The 13,661-nt window shown below is 67.6% G+C and carries 21 protein-coding genes; 16 read left to right on the top strand and 5 right to left on the bottom strand.

The window, feature by feature from the left end:
- Positions 1-98: 98 nt before the first annotated feature.
- Positions 99-779 carry a septation protein A gene (locus A7E77_RS12535; protein WP_063688315.1) on the top strand — a complete coding sequence of 227 codons (681 nt, stop codon included), beginning with the start codon at positions 99-101 and terminating at the stop codon, positions 777-779.
- Positions 780-930: 151 nt separating this feature from the next.
- Here A7E77_RS12535 and A7E77_RS12530 read toward each other — a convergent pair whose 3' ends face one another.
- Together A7E77_RS12530 and pspF are read right to left on the bottom strand one after the other, a co-directional pair.
- Entirely contained in the window at positions 931-1,536 is a 606-nt protein-coding gene (locus tag A7E77_RS12530; protein ID WP_017978244.1) for a superoxide dismutase, read from the bottom strand.
- Positions 1,537-1,897: 361 nt separating this feature from the next.
- A complete protein-coding gene (pspF, locus tag A7E77_RS12525; protein WP_063688312.1) occupies positions 1,898-2,956 on the bottom strand; it encodes a phage shock protein operon transcriptional activator in 1,059 nt (352 codons plus the stop codon).
- Positions 2,957-3,131: 175 nt separating this feature from the next.
- Between pspF and A7E77_RS18035 the strand changes: the two genes are divergently transcribed.
- The 10 genes from A7E77_RS18035 to A7E77_RS12480 all read left to right on the top strand — a co-directional run bounded on the left by A7E77_RS18035 (position 3,132) and on the right by A7E77_RS12480 (position 6,428).
- Complete coding sequence (locus A7E77_RS18035) at positions 3,132-3,269, top strand: hypothetical protein (RefSeq protein WP_017978242.1); 138 nt, start codon at positions 3,132-3,134, stop codon at positions 3,267-3,269.
- Between the two features lie 70 nt (positions 3,270-3,339).
- Positions 3,340-4,005 carry a phage shock protein PspA gene (gene pspA / locus A7E77_RS12520; RefSeq protein WP_017978241.1) on the top strand — a complete coding sequence of 222 codons (666 nt, stop codon included), beginning with the start codon at positions 3,340-3,342 and terminating at the stop codon, positions 4,003-4,005.
- Between the two features lies 1 nt (position 4,006).
- Positions 4,007-4,273, top strand: coding sequence for an envelope stress response membrane protein PspB (pspB, locus tag A7E77_RS12515; protein WP_017978240.1), 267 nt, complete (start codon positions 4,007-4,009; stop codon positions 4,271-4,273).
- A gap of 1 nt (position 4,274) precedes the next feature.
- Entirely contained in the window at positions 4,275-4,649 is a 375-nt protein-coding gene (gene pspC, locus A7E77_RS12510; protein WP_017978239.1) for an envelope stress response membrane protein PspC, read from the top strand.
- 45 nt (positions 4,650-4,694) lie between these two features.
- Positions 4,695-4,988, top strand: a complete 294-nt coding sequence (locus A7E77_RS12505; protein ID WP_017978238.1) for a hypothetical protein — start codon at positions 4,695-4,697, stop codon at positions 4,986-4,988.
- A gap of 18 nt (positions 4,989-5,006) precedes the next feature.
- Complete coding sequence (locus A7E77_RS12500) at positions 5,007-5,327, top strand: hypothetical protein (RefSeq protein WP_018251094.1); 321 nt, start codon at positions 5,007-5,009, stop codon at positions 5,325-5,327.
- A 14-nt stretch (positions 5,328-5,341) separates the two neighbouring features.
- Positions 5,342-5,611: a hypothetical protein gene (locus A7E77_RS12495; RefSeq protein WP_063688310.1), complete on the top strand. Its 270-nt coding sequence runs from the start codon at positions 5,342-5,344 to the stop codon at positions 5,609-5,611.
- 1 nt (position 5,612) lies between these two features.
- The gene (locus tag A7E77_RS12490) at positions 5,613-5,894 is read left to right on the top strand and encodes a hypothetical protein (protein WP_017978235.1); all 282 of its coding nucleotides are present in this window, start codon (positions 5,613-5,615) and stop codon (positions 5,892-5,894) included.
- 34 nt (positions 5,895-5,928) lie between these two features.
- Positions 5,929-6,180 carry a hypothetical protein gene (locus A7E77_RS12485; protein ID WP_063688309.1) on the top strand — a complete coding sequence of 84 codons (252 nt, stop codon included), beginning with the start codon at positions 5,929-5,931 and terminating at the stop codon, positions 6,178-6,180.
- 11 nt (positions 6,181-6,191) lie between these two features.
- Entirely contained in the window at positions 6,192-6,428 is a 237-nt protein-coding gene (locus A7E77_RS12480) for a hypothetical protein (RefSeq protein WP_017978233.1), read from the top strand.
- 168 nt (positions 6,429-6,596) lie between these two features.
- Here A7E77_RS12480 and A7E77_RS12475 read toward each other — a convergent pair whose 3' ends face one another.
- The gene (locus A7E77_RS12475) at positions 6,597-7,346 is read right to left on the bottom strand and encodes a nuclear transport factor 2 family protein (RefSeq protein ID WP_063688307.1); all 750 of its coding nucleotides are present in this window, start codon (positions 7,344-7,346) and stop codon (positions 6,597-6,599) included.
- 115 nt (positions 7,347-7,461) lie between these two features.
- On the opposite strand from A7E77_RS12475, the gene A7E77_RS12470 reads away from it, so the two are divergent.
- Positions 7,462-7,908 (top strand): hypothetical protein, encoded by a 447-nt coding sequence (locus A7E77_RS12470; protein ID WP_063688305.1) that lies wholly within the window; start codon positions 7,462-7,464, stop codon positions 7,906-7,908.
- A gap of 123 nt (positions 7,909-8,031) precedes the next feature.
- Here A7E77_RS12470 and A7E77_RS12465 read toward each other — a convergent pair whose 3' ends face one another.
- Positions 8,032-8,622, bottom strand: coding sequence for an isochorismatase family cysteine hydrolase (locus A7E77_RS12465; RefSeq protein WP_053111640.1), 591 nt, complete (start codon positions 8,620-8,622; stop codon positions 8,032-8,034).
- A 68-nt stretch (positions 8,623-8,690) separates the two neighbouring features.
- On the opposite strand from A7E77_RS12465, the gene dinB reads away from it, so the two are divergent.
- From dinB to rplA, 4 genes are all read left to right on the top strand, one after another.
- Positions 8,691-9,788, top strand: a complete 1,098-nt coding sequence (dinB, locus tag A7E77_RS12460; protein WP_053111639.1) for a DNA polymerase IV — start codon at positions 8,691-8,693, stop codon at positions 9,786-9,788.
- Positions 9,789-10,302: 514 nt separating this feature from the next.
- The gene (locus A7E77_RS12455) at positions 10,303-11,433 is read left to right on the top strand and encodes an SET domain-containing protein (RefSeq protein WP_053111638.1); all 1,131 of its coding nucleotides are present in this window, start codon (positions 10,303-10,305) and stop codon (positions 11,431-11,433) included.
- Between the two features lie 305 nt (positions 11,434-11,738).
- Positions 11,739-12,170 (top strand): 50S ribosomal protein L11, encoded by a 432-nt coding sequence (gene rplK, locus A7E77_RS12450; protein WP_017978227.1) that lies wholly within the window; start codon positions 11,739-11,741, stop codon positions 12,168-12,170.
- Positions 12,171-12,174: 4 nt separating this feature from the next.
- Positions 12,175-12,867 (top strand): 50S ribosomal protein L1, encoded by a 693-nt coding sequence (gene rplA / locus A7E77_RS12445; protein WP_017978226.1) that lies wholly within the window; start codon positions 12,175-12,177, stop codon positions 12,865-12,867.
- Positions 12,868-13,096: 229 nt separating this feature from the next.
- Here the strand turns inward: rplA and A7E77_RS12440 are convergent, their stop codons facing one another.
- Positions 13,097-13,594, bottom strand: coding sequence for a PilZ domain-containing protein (locus A7E77_RS12440; RefSeq protein ID WP_017978225.1), 498 nt, complete (start codon positions 13,592-13,594; stop codon positions 13,097-13,099).
- Positions 13,595-13,661 lie beyond the last annotated feature (67 nt).

Below are 13,661 nucleotides of genomic sequence, written 5' to 3'. Positions count from 1 at the left end.
CACCCCGGCCTTGAGCCGGGGTCCCGCTTTTCCGCGCGGGTCGAAGAAGAAGCGGGACCCCGGCTCGAGGCCGGGGTGACGGGTGGGGAGATGACGGCATGACCCACGCCCCCCAGAAATCCTCGCCCGGCGTGCGGCTGGGCGTTGAATACGGGCCGCTGCTCGTCTTCTTCGCGGTCAATTTCCTGTTCCCCGCGGCCCTCGCCATCCGGCTGGTGGGCGCGGGCACCGGCTTCCTGTCCGACCTCGACCGCGCGGGCGCGCTGGTGATCGCCAAGGTGATCGTCGCGACGACCGCCTTCGTCCTCGCCACCATCGCGGCGATGATCGTGTCGAAGCGCAAGCTCGGCCATATCTCGCCGATGCTGTGGATTTCGGGCGGGTTCGTCGTCGTGTTCGGCGGGCTGACCGTCTATTTCCACGACCCCAAGTTCATCCAGATGAAGCCGACCTTCGTCTATGCGATGTTCGCGATCGTGCTGGGCTTCGGCTTGCTGACCGGCCGGCCGCTGCTGGAAGGGCTGCTCGGCACCGCCTATCCGGGGCTGACCGCCGAAGGGTGGCGCAAGCTGACGCGCAATTGGGCGCTGTTTTTCGTCGTGATGGCGGCGCTGAACGAAGCGGTGTGGCGCAATACCAACTGGGATTTCTGGGTCGGGTTCAAGCTGTGGGGCGCGATCCCGCTGACCCTGCTGTTCGCGTTCGCGAATATCCCGATGCTGCTGCGGCACGGGCTGAATACCGAGGCGAATCCGGAGACGGATATTCCGGTGGAGTAAGTCCTCCCCCGCCAGGGGGAGGTGGCGCCGCCGCAGGTGGTGACGGAGGGGGCGGATAAGCGAAGCTTGCGTTCGCGGAGACGCCCCCTCCACCACCGGCTGCGCCGGCGGTCCCCCTTCCCCCGCTAAAGCGAGGGAGGATTGACGTGCGTTACGCGGCGTCGAAGCGCTTGCCGGCCTCGTCCCAGTTCACGACGTCCCACCACGCCTTCAGATAGCCGGGGCGGTCGTTCATATAGGTGAGGTAATAGGCGTGTTCCCACACGTCGTTGCCCAGGATCGGCGTGCCGGGTTCCTTGGCATCGTCCATCAGCGGATTGTCCTGGTTCGGCGTCGACGTCACCTTCAGCGCGCCCGACGAATCCTTGATCACCCAGGCCCAGCCCGAGCCGAACTGGCCCGCGCCCTTGGTGTTGAAGTCTTCCTTCAGCTTGTCGAGGCCGCCATAGGCGTCGATCGCGTCCTTCAGCGCGCCCGACGGCTGGGTCGAACCCTTCGGCCCCATGATCTTCCAGAAGAAATCGTGGTTCCAGAAGCCGCCGCCGTTGTTGCGGATCAGCGGGGGCAGCGACGAAATCATGCCGAGGATTTCCTCGATCGTCTTGCCTTCGAGCTTCGGGTCGGCGGCGACGCCTTCGTTCAGCTTGTTGGTGTAGGCGGCATGATGCTTGTCGTGGTGGAAGGTCATCGTCTCCTTCGAGATGACCGGCTCCAGCGCGTCGTAAGCGTAGGGCAGCGGCGGCAGTTCGAATGCCATGGGAAAGGCTCCTTCCAAAAGGTGGGGACGTTGCGTCCCCGCGTTAACGCGGAAGCGGGCCTAACGCTCCCACGCCGTTACGCAAGCGTGATGAGCTTTCGGTGTGTCACCCTGGACGTGATCAGGGGTCCTGCTTTGTGCGACGGGCGGTGAGAAGACGAAGCGGGACCCCGGCTCTGCGGCCGGGGTGACGGGGATGGCGGGGGTGGCGGATTGCCCCCCCCTACTTCGTCACCCCGGACTTGGTCCGGGGTCCACCGGGCCGCAAGGGGCAGGCAAGAGGCTCCGGCCGTCCCCCTCGCCGCGGAGTGGACCCCGGACCAAGTCCGGGGTGACGGTGTGGGTGGGGTGGGTGGCGCCCTCACCCGTTCGCGTTGATGAGGTCGTGCCTTCGCAACGCGTGGCGCAATTGGTCGTAGCTCAGGCCGAGCGCCTCCGCCGTCGCGCGCTGGTTGAAGCGGTGTTCGGCGAGCGCGCGGGCCAGCAGTTCGCGTTCGAAGCGGGCGACGCGCGACTTAAAGTCGGACGGGCCGGCATCGCAAGCGGCGACGGGGCTGTCCTCCACCTCCGCCGACGGGGAGGATGGCGCGGGAGCCGGCGGCGGCGTGCTCCCGCCGCTGGCCCCGCGTCGGGCGCCGTCCTGCGGGCGATAGGGCGAGGCGAAGGGGTCGATCTCGATGCCGTCGACCGGCCCCTCACCTTCCCAGCGATAGACCGCGCGCTCGACGACGTTGCGCAGCTCGCGCACGTTGCCGGGCCAGCGATGCGTCAGCAGCTGGTCGAGCGCGCGCGGGCCGAAGCCGGGCCAGCGCTCCCAGCCGATCTCCGACGCCATGCGCCGCCCGAAATGGTCGGCGAGCACGGCAATGTCGCCGGAGCGCGCGCGCAAGGGGGGCAGCGTCACCACCTCGAAGCTCAGGCGATCGAGCAAATCGGCGCGGAACTCATGTGCGTCGACCTTGTCGGGCAGATGTTCGTTGGTCGCCGCGACGATACGCACGTCGACGCGCATCGGCCGCGACGATCCGATCCGCGTCACCTCGCCATATTCCACCGCGCGCAGTAGCCGGTCCTGCGCGGCCATCGACAGCGTGCCGAGCTCGTCGAGAAACAGGGTGCCGCCATGCGCCTCTTCGAACCGCCCGGCGCGCGCTTTGGTGGCGCCGGTGAAGGCGCCCGCCTCATGCCCGAACAATTCGGCCTCGATCAGCGATTCCGGCAGCGCGGCGCAATTCATGATGACCAGCGGCTGGTCCCAGCGCGGCGACAGGCGGTGGAGGCGCTCGGCCACGAGCTCCTTGCCGGTGCCGCGTTCGCCGATCACCAGCACCGGGCGGTCGAGCGCGGCGACGCGGCTGGCCCGTTCCAGCGCGTCCAGAAAGGCGCCCGATTGACCGATGACCTGTGTCGTCCGCTGCATTGCCAACTTCTGGCGGAAAACACCAAGAATGCGCAAGTGTTCATCGGTGGTTCAGGAAAATAATACACTCCGAAACGACGGAAATCCGCCGTTTTCGGAATTGGCACGCCTCCTGCAATGCTGCTGGCATACCGCCAACGCGGCGGCACGAAACACGGTTTTTGAGGAGGTTCCCATGTTCAACACCGAGATCGGTCGCAAGTTTGCCGCCATCGTCTGCACCGTCCTGTTCAGCGCGACCTGCGTCGCTGGCGCGGTGGGACCGGCGACGGCACACCAGACCAGCGTGACGACCGCCCGCCAGGTTGCGTAAAGCGGTCCCAAACCGGGGCGGGCCAAGGTCCCGGCCCGCCCCGGCCATGATTTTGAGGAGCACCGACACGATGGGCATCTTTTCCCGCACCCGCGACATCGTCGCCGCCAATTTCGCCGACCTGCTGGAAAAGGCGGAAGATCCGGCGAAGATGATCCGCATGATCATCCTCGAAATGGAGGAGACGCTGGTCGAGGTGCGCGCCAGTGCCGCCCGCACGATCGCCGACCAGAAGGAAATGCGCCGCCACATCAACAAGCTCGACCAGTTGCAGGCGAGCTGGCAGGAAAAGGCGGAGCTGGCGCTGTCGAAGGACCGCGAAGACCTGGCCAAGGCGGCGCTCGTCGAGAAGCAGAAGGCCGGCGACATGGCCGAGCAGCTGATGATCGAGGTCAAGGTGCTCGACGATGCGCTGCGCGCGTCGGAAGAGGATATCGCCAAGCTGCAGAAGAAGCTGACCGAGGCGCGCGCCAAGCAGTCCAACGTCCAGACGCGGCTGGAAAGCGCCAACAACCGCTACCGCCTGCGCGAGATGTATGCCGGGCCCAAGACGCACGAGGCGTTCAGCCGCTTCGACATCCTGGAACGCCGCGTCGACGATGCCGAGGGCCGCGCGGAGGCGCTGGGCCTGGGCGTGCCGAAGACGCTGGAGGAAGAGATCGCCGAGCTGCGCCAGAGCGACAAGGTGGATGCCGAACTCGCCGCGCTGAAGGCGCGCCTCAAGAAGGAGGATTGAGATGGAGGATATCGCCGTCCCGGCCATCCTGTTCGGATCGCTCTTCATCGGCGCGCCCTGGGTGATCCTGCACTATGTCACCAAGTGGAAGCAGGCACCCAAGATCACCGACGAGGACGAGAAGCTGCTGGACGAGATGTATAATCTCGCCCGCCGGCTGGAGGATCGCCTCAACACCGTCGAGCGGATCGTCGCCGCCGACAACCCCGACTTCAAGCCGAGCCTGACCGCTCAGCAAGCCCACTATCAGCTCGACCGGAGGAACTGAGATGTCCGCCCGCACCCAATTCTACCTCGACAAGCCGAACGGCAAGGTATCCGGCGTGTGTTCGGGGATCGCCGACTACACCGGCTTCGACATCACCCTGGTCCGCGTCGCCATGGTCATCCTGACCGTCGCCACCTCCGGCTGGGTCCTGCTGGGCTATATCGCCGCCGCGTGGCTGGCGCCCAAGAAGCCGGTCGATCTGTACGAGAGCCACGAGGACGCCAAATTCTGGCAGGGCGTGCGCACCAACCCAAAGCGGTCGACCACCGAAGTGCGCAGCAAGCTGCGCGATATCGACCGCCGGCTCGCCGACATGGAACTGCACTATACCAGCCGGAACAGCCGGCTGGCCGAGGAAATCGACAGCCTCCGCTGAGCCTTTGCCTCGCGAGCTGAAAGAGGGGATACGACCATGAGTAACTTGGGGATACTCGTACCGATCGCGATCTTCACGATCGGGCCGGCAAGCTGGGTCATCAACAACTGGATCCGCGTTCGCCACGGCTATGAACCCGATCGCTGGCGCAGCCGCCACGAGCGCCGCCACGGGGGTTCGCCCGACGCCGAGCGCACCATCGGCCTGCTGACCCAAGAGAATGACAAGCTGACCGGGCAGGTCAGCCGCCTGGAGGAACGGATCGCCGTCCTCGAACGCATCGCCACCGATCCCGCCGAGCGCACCGCCCGCGAGATCGAAGCGCTCCGCGACCGCTGACGCGAAAGGGAAAACGTCATGTCTCCCGAAGTCTATTCCATCGTCCAGGGTATGTTTCCGCTGACCGCGCTCATCATGGTGATGGCGATGGCCGGCTGGATCATCACCACCTGGCTGCGGGTTAAGAACGGCTATCCGCTCGACGGCGCCTGGGGCCAGGCGGTCTATCCGCAGAAGAACGAGGAGACGGCCGAGCGCGTCAAATTGCTCAGCCAGGAAAACGCGCAGCTGCGCGCCGAACTGGGGTCGATCAAGGACCGCCTCGCCGTCGTCGAACGCATCGCCACCGATCCTGCCGAGCGCACCGCTCGCGAGATCGACGCGCTGCGCAGCCATTAAGAAGGACACGCAACATGGGTCCCGATCATGTCTTCTGCATGGCGCTGGGTGCCGCAATCACGTTGGCGATCCAGTGGTACGGCCAGCGCAAGGTGAAAAAGGCGATCTCCGCCCCCGATCTGGCGGCGCGCCACGATATCGAACTGCTCGACGCCGAGAACGCCCGGCGCATCGGCCAGATCGACCGGTTGCAGGAACGGCTCGCCACCGTCGAGAGCATCGTTACCGATCGTGCGCACCGCCTCGACCGCGAGATCGAAGCGCTCCGTCTGGAGGCCAACTGACATGTCCGCCATGCTCATCCCGATCCTCGGCATCTGCTGCGGCCTGCTCGCGATCTTCGGCGGCGTCTTCGTCAAGCCCTGGTTCGCGCTGCAACAGCGCCGGATGGAGATCGAGGCGGACAAGGTCGCCGAGAAAGCGGCGCAATATGCCGCGCAGACCGAACGGCTGGAAGAGCGCGTCCGCGTGCTCGAACGCATCGTCACCGATCGCGGCGCCGACCTGGCGCAGGAGATCGAACGGCTGCGCGACGAGCCGGCGGTGAAGCGCCTGCCGGTCAACTGATCCTCCTTCCCTTCCCCACGGAAAGACGACACCCATGAACCCCGCAGAAATGATCGTCGCGATCGTCGCGCTGGTGGTGATCGGCGGCGTGCTCCGCGCCCGCTTCAACGCCTTCGGCCCGCGCCATGCGGACCGGTTTCAGCCCGACATGACCGACGACACCCGCCGCCTCACCCAGGAGGTGCGCGACTTGAAAGAGCGCATCCAGGTGCTGGAGCGCGTGATCACCGACAATCGCAGCACGTCCGATCTCGACCGCGAGATCGAGCGCCTGCGCCACCGCTGAGGAGACGGACGATGACCGATCCCGAACTGTATCTGACGCTGTCGCTGTCGGGCCTCGCCGGCCTGGCCATGGTGACTACCGCGGGCCTGTCCGGCTGGCGCAGCTGGCTGACGCTGAAGCATTCGCAGCTCGATGCGCAGGCCGACGCGCTGCCCCCCGTCCACTCCGCCGGATCGCGGATCGAGATCGCGGACCTGAAGGAACGGATCCGCAAGCTGGAAGCGATCGCGGCGGGCGTCGACCTGTAAGGCGGCCAAATGATAATGGTCCTCCCACGCCAGGCGGCAGTGACGGAGGGGGGCGGACGGCAACATGCCCTGCGGCCAAGCGTCGCCCTGACCTCCCCCTCCGTCATGCCTGCGGCATGCCACCTCCCCCTGGCGGGGGAGGAGTGAGTTGGCCCTGTGGGATAAGGATCAGCCGCCGGTGGCCGGCTTCAATGTCGCCGAATCGAGATGCCAGCGCAATTGTGCCGCACTCGCGCCGTCCACGCCGTTGACGCGGCGGACGACATAGCTTCCCGCAAACCGCTGGCGCGCGCCGCCATCCGTCGTTGCCTCCACCGTGACGGGCACGGTCTGGTAGACGGAGCCGGCGGCGCCCTCCGCCGGGGGCAGCGTGCCAATCGTCACGCGGGTGGCACGGGTCTTGGCGAACCCCTGTTCGAAGCCCTTGAAGGTCTGGCCCGGTCGGCCATCGTCGCCCCATTGCGTCCAGGCGGTGGCATAATCGCGCGCGTTGATCGCGGCATAATAGCGCCGCACCACATCGGCGGCCGCCTGTCCGCTGGTCGGATCGACGGTACAGCCGGCCATGCGCTGCCCCTTCCCGTCGAACAGCGCGCAGGACCGGGCGATCTCGTCCTCGATCATCGCGCAGCTGTTGGCTGCGTTGCACGGCGGATGCGTCGCGGGCGAGACGTTCCGGCAGATCGCCACCCGCTTTGCTGCGGCCGCGGGCCCAATCTCCGCGGCGCAAGACAGGGGCTGCAATGCGGCGACGCTGGTGCGCGCCGGCCTGGGGGTCGATGGCGCGCGCGGGGTGGCGCTCGCTGCGACCATGGGCGTCGCCTCCGCCTCGCCGGTCGTGGAGGCGGACCCCCCGCCCGACCCGCAGGCGCCGAGTGCCAGCAACGGCAACGCGATCAGGCAGCGGATGGCGGTCATGGCAGGCTCCTTCACGATTCGGTGCGGCGGCGACAACGTTCGACACCGCCGAAGGTGTCGCGCTGTGCGACGACCTGCTAGGCGCGCTGCCCCGTTCACCAGGATTCGAACACACGTGGTCGACAAGAGCTGGGGCGTCGGCCCCTCCACCGGATTGCGCGTCCGCAGCAACGCCAGCCCCGACGCGCGCGCCGCCGAACGCGCACAGGCCCGCAAGGCCCGGGCTGCCGCGCGCGTCGCCGACACCGAACGTCGCCTCGAAACCCGCGCCGCCGAGCGCGAGGCGGAGGCGGCGCAGCGCGAACAGGCGCGCACCGCCCGTCGCGAGGCCGAGGAACAGGCCGCCGCCCGCGACCCCCATGCCCGCGAAGCACGTCGCCCGCGCGGCTCCGGTCGCAAGGACGTCGTCCGCGAACAGCGCGACACGCGCGGCTATACGACGCTGGTCGACGCCGACCGCATCCGCGTGCTGGCGAAGCGCGGCGCGTCGGTGACCGGCCTCGCCGGTGCGTTCGGGATTTCGGAGGAGGAGGTGGCGGCGGTCCTGGCGGCGGGGGACTGAGCCCTTAACCAGCCAGTCACCCCAACAATCCCGTCACCCCGGACTTGATCCGGGGTCCCGCTATTGGCCGACCGGTGGAGAAGCGGGACCCCGGATCAAGTCCGGGGTGACGAAAAGAGAGCCCTACCCGCGCGCCACCCACTCGGCCAACGTCATCTCCTTCGTCGGCTCGGCCAGCGCGTCCATGCTGTTGCGCATGATCTCCAGCGCCCAGCGCGTCCGTTCGGGATGGTTGCCCGCGACCGCATCGCCCGGCACCCACAGATCGTACTGCCGCATATGCGCGTCCGCCGCGGTGAACAGCACGCAGATGTCGGCGGCGACGCCGGTCAGGATCAGCCGGCTCACCCCCAGTTGCGGCAGCAGCACCGGCAGGTTGGTCGCGTAGAAGCCCGAAAACTGCGGCTTGATGATGAAATAATCGTCGTCGCGCGGGCGCAGCGCCTGCGTCACCCCGCGGCCGGGCGTGTCCTTGGCCAGCGTCTCCTCGACCAGACGCGTGCGTTCCGAATGCCATTGGCCGTTGTTGTCGTTGACGTAGATCACCGGCACGCCCACCGCATCCGCGGCCGCGCGCAGCGCCAGGATCGGCGCGACGATATCCTCGGTCGCGGCGCGCAGATCGTCCCCGCCCTCGAAATCGAGCGCGTTGACCATATCGATGAGCAGCAGCGCGGTCTTGCCCGGGGCCGGGTCGGATGATGGGTTGGTCATGCTTCGTTCTACCGCAAACGCAACGGCAACGCCTTGATCTGCGATGGGATTGGCGGGATGGCTGCACGATGGCCGACGGCGCGACGCCCCCCATGCGCAAGATCATTCACGTCGACATGGACGCCTTCTACGCCTCGGTCGAACAGCGCGACGATCCGGCGCTGCGGGGCAAGCCGGTGGCGGTCGGCGGCAGCCGCGCGCGCGGCGTAGTGGCGGCGGCAAGCTATGAGGCGCGGGCGTTCGGCGTGCGATCGGCGATGCCGTCGGTCACCGCGATCCGGCGCTGTCCCGACCTCGTCTTCGTCCGCCCGCGGTTCGAGGTGTACAAGGCCGTGTCGAACCAAATCCGCGCGATCTTCGCCGATTATACCGACGCGGTCGAACCGCTGTCGCTCGACGAAGCCTATCTGGACGTCAGCGAAGACCGCCACGGCTTGGGATCGGCCAAGGCGATCGCCGAGCAGATCCGTGCGCGGATCAAGCAGGCCACCGGCCTTACCGCCTCGGCAGGCGTCAGCTACAACAAGTTCATCGCCAAACTGGCATCGGACCAGAACAAGCCCGACGGCCTCTGCGTCATCCCGCCGCACAAGGGCGCCGCCTTCGTCGCCTCGCTGCCGGTCAAGCGCTTCCATGGCGTGGGGCCAGTGACGGCGCGGCGGATGGAGCAATTGGGCATCGTCACCGGCGCCGACCTGCGCGACCGGCCGCTCGCCTTTCTGCAACAGCATTTCGGCTCCTATGCGGATTATCTTTACGGCGCTGCGCGCGGGCAGGATTTCCGTCCGGTCCGCGCGCATCGTGCCGCCAAGTCGATCGGTGCGGAGCGGACGTTCGAGACTAATCTGACCGATCCGGCCGACCTCCACGCCGCGCTCGCCCGCGTCGCCGACGCGGCGTGGGAGCGCGTCGAACGCTCGGGCGCACGCGGCAAGACGGTGACGATGAAATTGCGCCACGCCGATTTCCAGACGATCACCCGCGCCCGCTCGCTCGCCATGCCGGTGGCGAGCAAGGCGGCGTTCCTCGGCATCGGCATCGACCTGCTGACCGCGCAGCTGCCCGTACCGGGCGGCGTCCGCCTGCTCGGCCTGACGCTGTCCGGCATCCTGCGGCCGGGCGCCGAGCCGGCGGACGACGAGGTGCAGCCGAGTTTGCCGTTGTAGGGTTCGTCGCGGCCTACCGTCGCCCGGCGCTGAGCCGGGGGCCCGCTTTTGGTGGTCGGGCAAGAAGCGGGACCCCGGATCAAGTCCGGGGTGACGGGCAGGGGGTGCGCGAGCCGGGCGGCATGCGGTGGTGCGCGTGTGTGGGATGCCACAACCGGGGCCGGGGCCTTGAGGGCATCAGACCCGGTCCAAGCTTGCCGTTGTAGGTCACGAAACCCCCGCCCCACCCATCCCGTCACCCCGGACTGGTTCCGGGGTCCACTCCGCGGCTTGGGGGACGGCAAGAGGCTCCAGCCTTCCCCTCGCGGCCAGGTGGACCCCGGAACAAGTCCGGGGTGACGGTGAGGGAGTCCGCCGGCCGGGCGGCATCGCGAGCGCGGTGCTGCACGCCAGCATCAGACCGGAACGCCCCGGAGCGCGTCGTCACCGCTTGCGATGGCGGGCGCCGCACGCCCCGCCCCCTCGACGGATTTACCATCATCGTTTACGCCTTGTTCACCAAGAAGGTGGGGGAATGACGGTCGAGCCTTGGTTCATCGTGGCGATGGTGCTGAGCCTGTCGGGCTATGCCATTTATCTGGCAGGGCTTCGGCGGCATCTGCTCGAGCCGAGCCGCGCGTCCTGGCTGATCTGGACAGTCGCGACGGGGGTCGAGGCCGCCACCTATGTCGCGGTCAATCCGGGTGAGCCGCAGGGCATCGTCTTCATCGTCTCCGCGCTCGCCTGTATCGTCGTGACACTCGCCATGTGGCGCCGCTCACGCTGGACGCGGCCGTCCTCGACCGAGACGATCTGCATGGCGGCCAGCCTCGCCGCGATCATCCTGTGGCTGCCCCTGCAAGAGACATTCTGGGCGCATATGCTCGTCGTCGCGGCGGTGCCGCTGGGCTTCTGGCCGACCTGGGCAAGCGTGTGGGAGGATCGCGCGCGCGAACGCTCGCCGGCCTGGGGGCTGTGGACGCTGGGCGACATGGCGACATTGCTGGTGACGATGCGCAGCCCCGGTTCGGGGGTGGGCGAATATGGCTATGTCGTCGTCGAGCTGCTGTGCCACGCCAGCGTCTGGTTCATGGTGGGGCTGGCGACGCTGAACCCGATCCGTTCGTTCGGGCGGCGCGAGGGCAAGCTGCGCGTGCTCGACGCCTATCTGCCCGCCAACCCGTTCGCGGTCGGCGAGACGCATATCGGCAAGGCGGTGTTCGCGGCGCAGGGGTTTGCGCAAGCCGAGACGATCGTGCGCTTCTCCGGCCCGATCGTCCCCGCCGCGCGTCTGCCGCAAGGGTTGAGCGGCGCGTCGGACCGGTATCTGCAGATCGGGCGCGACCGCTATATGGGGCCGTCGGGGCGGATCGACGATCTGATCAACCACAGCTGCTCGCCCAATGCAGGCCTGCGCTTCACGGACGATGGCGTCTTCCTGGTCGCGCTGCGCCCGATCGCGCCTGGGGAGGAGATTGCCTGGGACTATTCCACCACGCTCGCCGACCCCGACTGGTCGATGCAATGCGCGTGCGGCAGCCCCGAATGTCGGGGCGTCATCCGCGCCTTTGCGCTGCTGCCGGAGGAGGTGCAGGACCGCTATCGCGCGATGGGGATCGTGGCGCCGTATCTGGACGAGCGCGACATGGGACGCCGCGTCGCATAAAGTCCGTAGGGCGTGATCCCCGCCGCGCGCGCCCAACCCCGTCACCCCGGACGTGATCCGGGGTCTTGCTTTATCAACGGCAGAAGAAAGAAGCGGGATCCCGGCTCGAGGCCGGGATGACGGGTTACGGACACGTCGATCGCTTCCTAGAGCTCTCCCCAGTCATAGCCGCCGGGCGGTCCATGTTGCCCCCCTTGCCCCCGCGCGTCTTTGCGCGTAAGGGCCCGCGCTTCCACGCTCATGCCTGGAATGCTTGCGGGAGGGGCTTGCCCCGTCTGGACCGCTAAACTTGAAACGAGAGTGACATGGCAAAGAAGATCACAGGTTACATCAACCTGCAGGTTCCTGCAGGCGACGCCAAGCCCGCCCCGCCGATCGGCCCGGCGCTGGGTCAGCGCGGTGTGAACATCATGGAATTCTGCAAGGCGTTCAACGCGCAGACGACCGACATGGACAAGGGCACGCCGCTGCCCACCAAGATCACCGTCTATGCCGACCGTTCGTTCAGCTTTGAGATCAAGACGCCGCCGGCGTCGTTCCTGATCAAGAAGGCCGCCGGCCTGAAGTCGGGTTCGAAGGAGCCGGGCAAGGTCGTCGCGGGCAAGATCGCGCGCAGCAAGCTCGCCGAGATCGCCCAGACCAAGATGAAGGATCTGAACGCCAACGACATCGAGGCTGCGACCAAGATCATCGAAGGCTCCGCCCGCGCGATGGGCCTCGAAGTGACGGAGGGCTGATAGAATGGCCAAGCTGACCAAGAAGCAGAAGGCGAACGCCATCAACCCGGAAACGCTGCACGGCGTCGATCAGGCGATCGCGCTCGCGAAGCAGAACGCCACCGCCAAGTTCGACGAGACGATCGAAGTCGCGCTGAACCTGGGCGTCGATCCGCGCCACGCCGACCAGATGGTCCGCGGCGTCGTGACGCTGCCCGCCGGCACCGGCAAGACCGTCCGCGTCGGCGTCTTCGCCCGCGGTCCGAAGGCTGACGAAGCGCGCGCCGCCGGCGCCGACGTCGTCGGTGCGGAAGACCTGATGGAAACGATCCAGGGCGGCACGATCGACTTCGATCGCTGCATCGCGACCCCGGACATGATGGGCGTCGTCGGCCGCCTCGGTAAGGTGCTGGGCCCCAAGGGCCTGATGCCGAACCCGAAGCTCGGCACCGTGACGATGAACGTCGCCGAAGCGGTGAAGGCCGCCAAGGGCGGTCAGGTGGAATACCGCGTCGAAAAGGCCGGCATCATCCACTCGGGCATCGGCAAGGCGTCGTTCAGCCAGGAAGACCTGCGTCGCAACTTCGACGCGCTGGTCGATGCGGTCGTCAAGGCGAAGCCGTCGGGCGCCAAGGGCAAGTATGTCCGCAAGGTCGCCGTCAGCTCGACGATGGGCCCGGGCATCCGCGTCGACACCGCCGAAGTCGCGGGCGCGTAAGCCTTTCCGATCGTTCGGATATACGAAAAGGGCCGGGAGCGATCCCGGCCCTTTTTTCGTGTGGCGGACGTGGTTCGGAGCGGCTGCCCCGCTCACACCGTCACCCCGGACTTGATCCGGGGTCCACTCCGCGGCGGGGGGATGGTCAAAGGCGAGAACGCCCCCCCGTGGCCCGGTGGACCCCGGAACAAGTCCGGGGTGACGGGGCGTTTGGAGCTGCCCGGCGGCCTTACTTGCCGTCGAGCGCGGCGCTGACGGCGGCGAGCGGGGTGGACAACACGCCCGAGACATATTGCACCGCGATCAGTCCCGCAGCGCCGATGCCGATCAGCATGACGACGAACTGGAAGCGCGCGGCGAAGCGGCGGCTCTTGGCCTCCCGCTCGGCGACCGAGACGGCCCGGTTGGCGCCGCGCCGGTCTGGGCCCGATGCGCCCGCCTCGGTTCCCGGCTTCTGCGCCGGGGGCTTGGCCGACACGATGCCGTCGATGTCGATCTTGTCCTGCGTGCGGACGCCGAAATACTGGCCTTTCGCCCACACGACGCGGCCGACGATGATGTGATGGATGCGCCGGATCTCGATCACTGTACCCGGGCGGAATTCCTCGTCCGCAGTGGCGAGCAGCCCGCGCGACGACATATTGTGGATCGTGACGTCGCCCCAACCGGTGCCCCGGCGCATACGCGCACGCACCATCACCTTCCGGCGCGGTTCCCGCTGCTTCACGGCCGCTCCTCTGGGCGAACGGGGCCCACGATCGGCGACAGAGGGGTGGCACTCGGGATCATGGAGC

The organism is Sphingomonas sp. NIC1, from assembly GCF_001638925.1.
In the GTDB taxonomy this organism is placed as follows: domain Bacteria; phylum Pseudomonadota; class Alphaproteobacteria; order Sphingomonadales; family Sphingomonadaceae; genus Sphingomonas; species Sphingomonas aquatilis.
The sequence above is the reverse complement of the archived record's forward strand: the minus strand, read 5'-3'. Positions and strand labels throughout refer to the sequence as shown.

Bases quoted from the DNA above. Each gene is read 5' to 3' on its own strand.
- A7E77_RS12535 (WP_063688315.1), top strand. From the start codon at position 99: ATGACCCACGCCCCCCAGAAATCCTCGCCCGGCGTGCGGCTGGGCGTT.
- A7E77_RS18035 (WP_017978242.1), top strand. From the start codon at position 3,132: ATGTTCAACACCGAGATCGGTCGCAAGTTTGCCGCCATCGTCTGCACC.
- pspA (WP_017978241.1), top strand. From the start codon at position 3,340: ATGGGCATCTTTTCCCGCACCCGCGACATCGTCGCCGCCAATTTCGCC.
- A7E77_RS12495 (WP_063688310.1), top strand. From the start codon at position 5,342: ATGGGTCCCGATCATGTCTTCTGCATGGCGCTGGGTGCCGCAATCACG.
- A7E77_RS12480 (WP_017978233.1), top strand. From the start codon at position 6,192: ATGACCGATCCCGAACTGTATCTGACGCTGTCGCTGTCGGGCCTCGCC.
- rplK (WP_017978227.1), top strand. From the start codon at position 11,739: ATGGCAAAGAAGATCACAGGTTACATCAACCTGCAGGTTCCTGCAGGC.
- pspB (WP_017978240.1), top strand. From the start codon at position 4,007: ATGGAGGATATCGCCGTCCCGGCCATCCTGTTCGGATCGCTCTTCATC.
- A7E77_RS12485 (WP_063688309.1), top strand. From the start codon at position 5,929: ATGAACCCCGCAGAAATGATCGTCGCGATCGTCGCGCTGGTGGTGATC.
- A7E77_RS12465 (WP_053111640.1), bottom strand. From the start codon at position 8,622: ATGACCAACCCATCATCCGACCCGGCCCCGGGCAAGACCGCGCTGCTG.
- pspC (WP_017978239.1), top strand. From the start codon at position 4,275: ATGTCCGCCCGCACCCAATTCTACCTCGACAAGCCGAACGGCAAGGTA.
- dinB (WP_053111639.1), top strand. From the start codon at position 8,691: ATGGCCGACGGCGCGACGCCCCCCATGCGCAAGATCATTCACGTCGAC.
- A7E77_RS12500 (WP_018251094.1), top strand. From the start codon at position 5,007: ATGTCTCCCGAAGTCTATTCCATCGTCCAGGGTATGTTTCCGCTGACC.
- A7E77_RS12530 (WP_017978244.1), bottom strand. From the start codon at position 1,536: ATGGCATTCGAACTGCCGCCGCTGCCCTACGCTTACGACGCGCTGGAG.
- rplA (WP_017978226.1), top strand. From the start codon at position 12,175: ATGGCCAAGCTGACCAAGAAGCAGAAGGCGAACGCCATCAACCCGGAA.
- A7E77_RS12475 (WP_063688307.1), bottom strand. From the start codon at position 7,346: ATGACCGCCATCCGCTGCCTGATCGCGTTGCCGTTGCTGGCACTCGGC.
- A7E77_RS12490 (WP_017978235.1), top strand. From the start codon at position 5,613: ATGTCCGCCATGCTCATCCCGATCCTCGGCATCTGCTGCGGCCTGCTC.
- pspF (WP_063688312.1), bottom strand. From the start codon at position 2,956: ATGCAGCGGACGACACAGGTCATCGGTCAATCGGGCGCCTTTCTGGAC.
- A7E77_RS12455 (WP_053111638.1), top strand. From the start codon at position 10,303: ATGACGGTCGAGCCTTGGTTCATCGTGGCGATGGTGCTGAGCCTGTCG.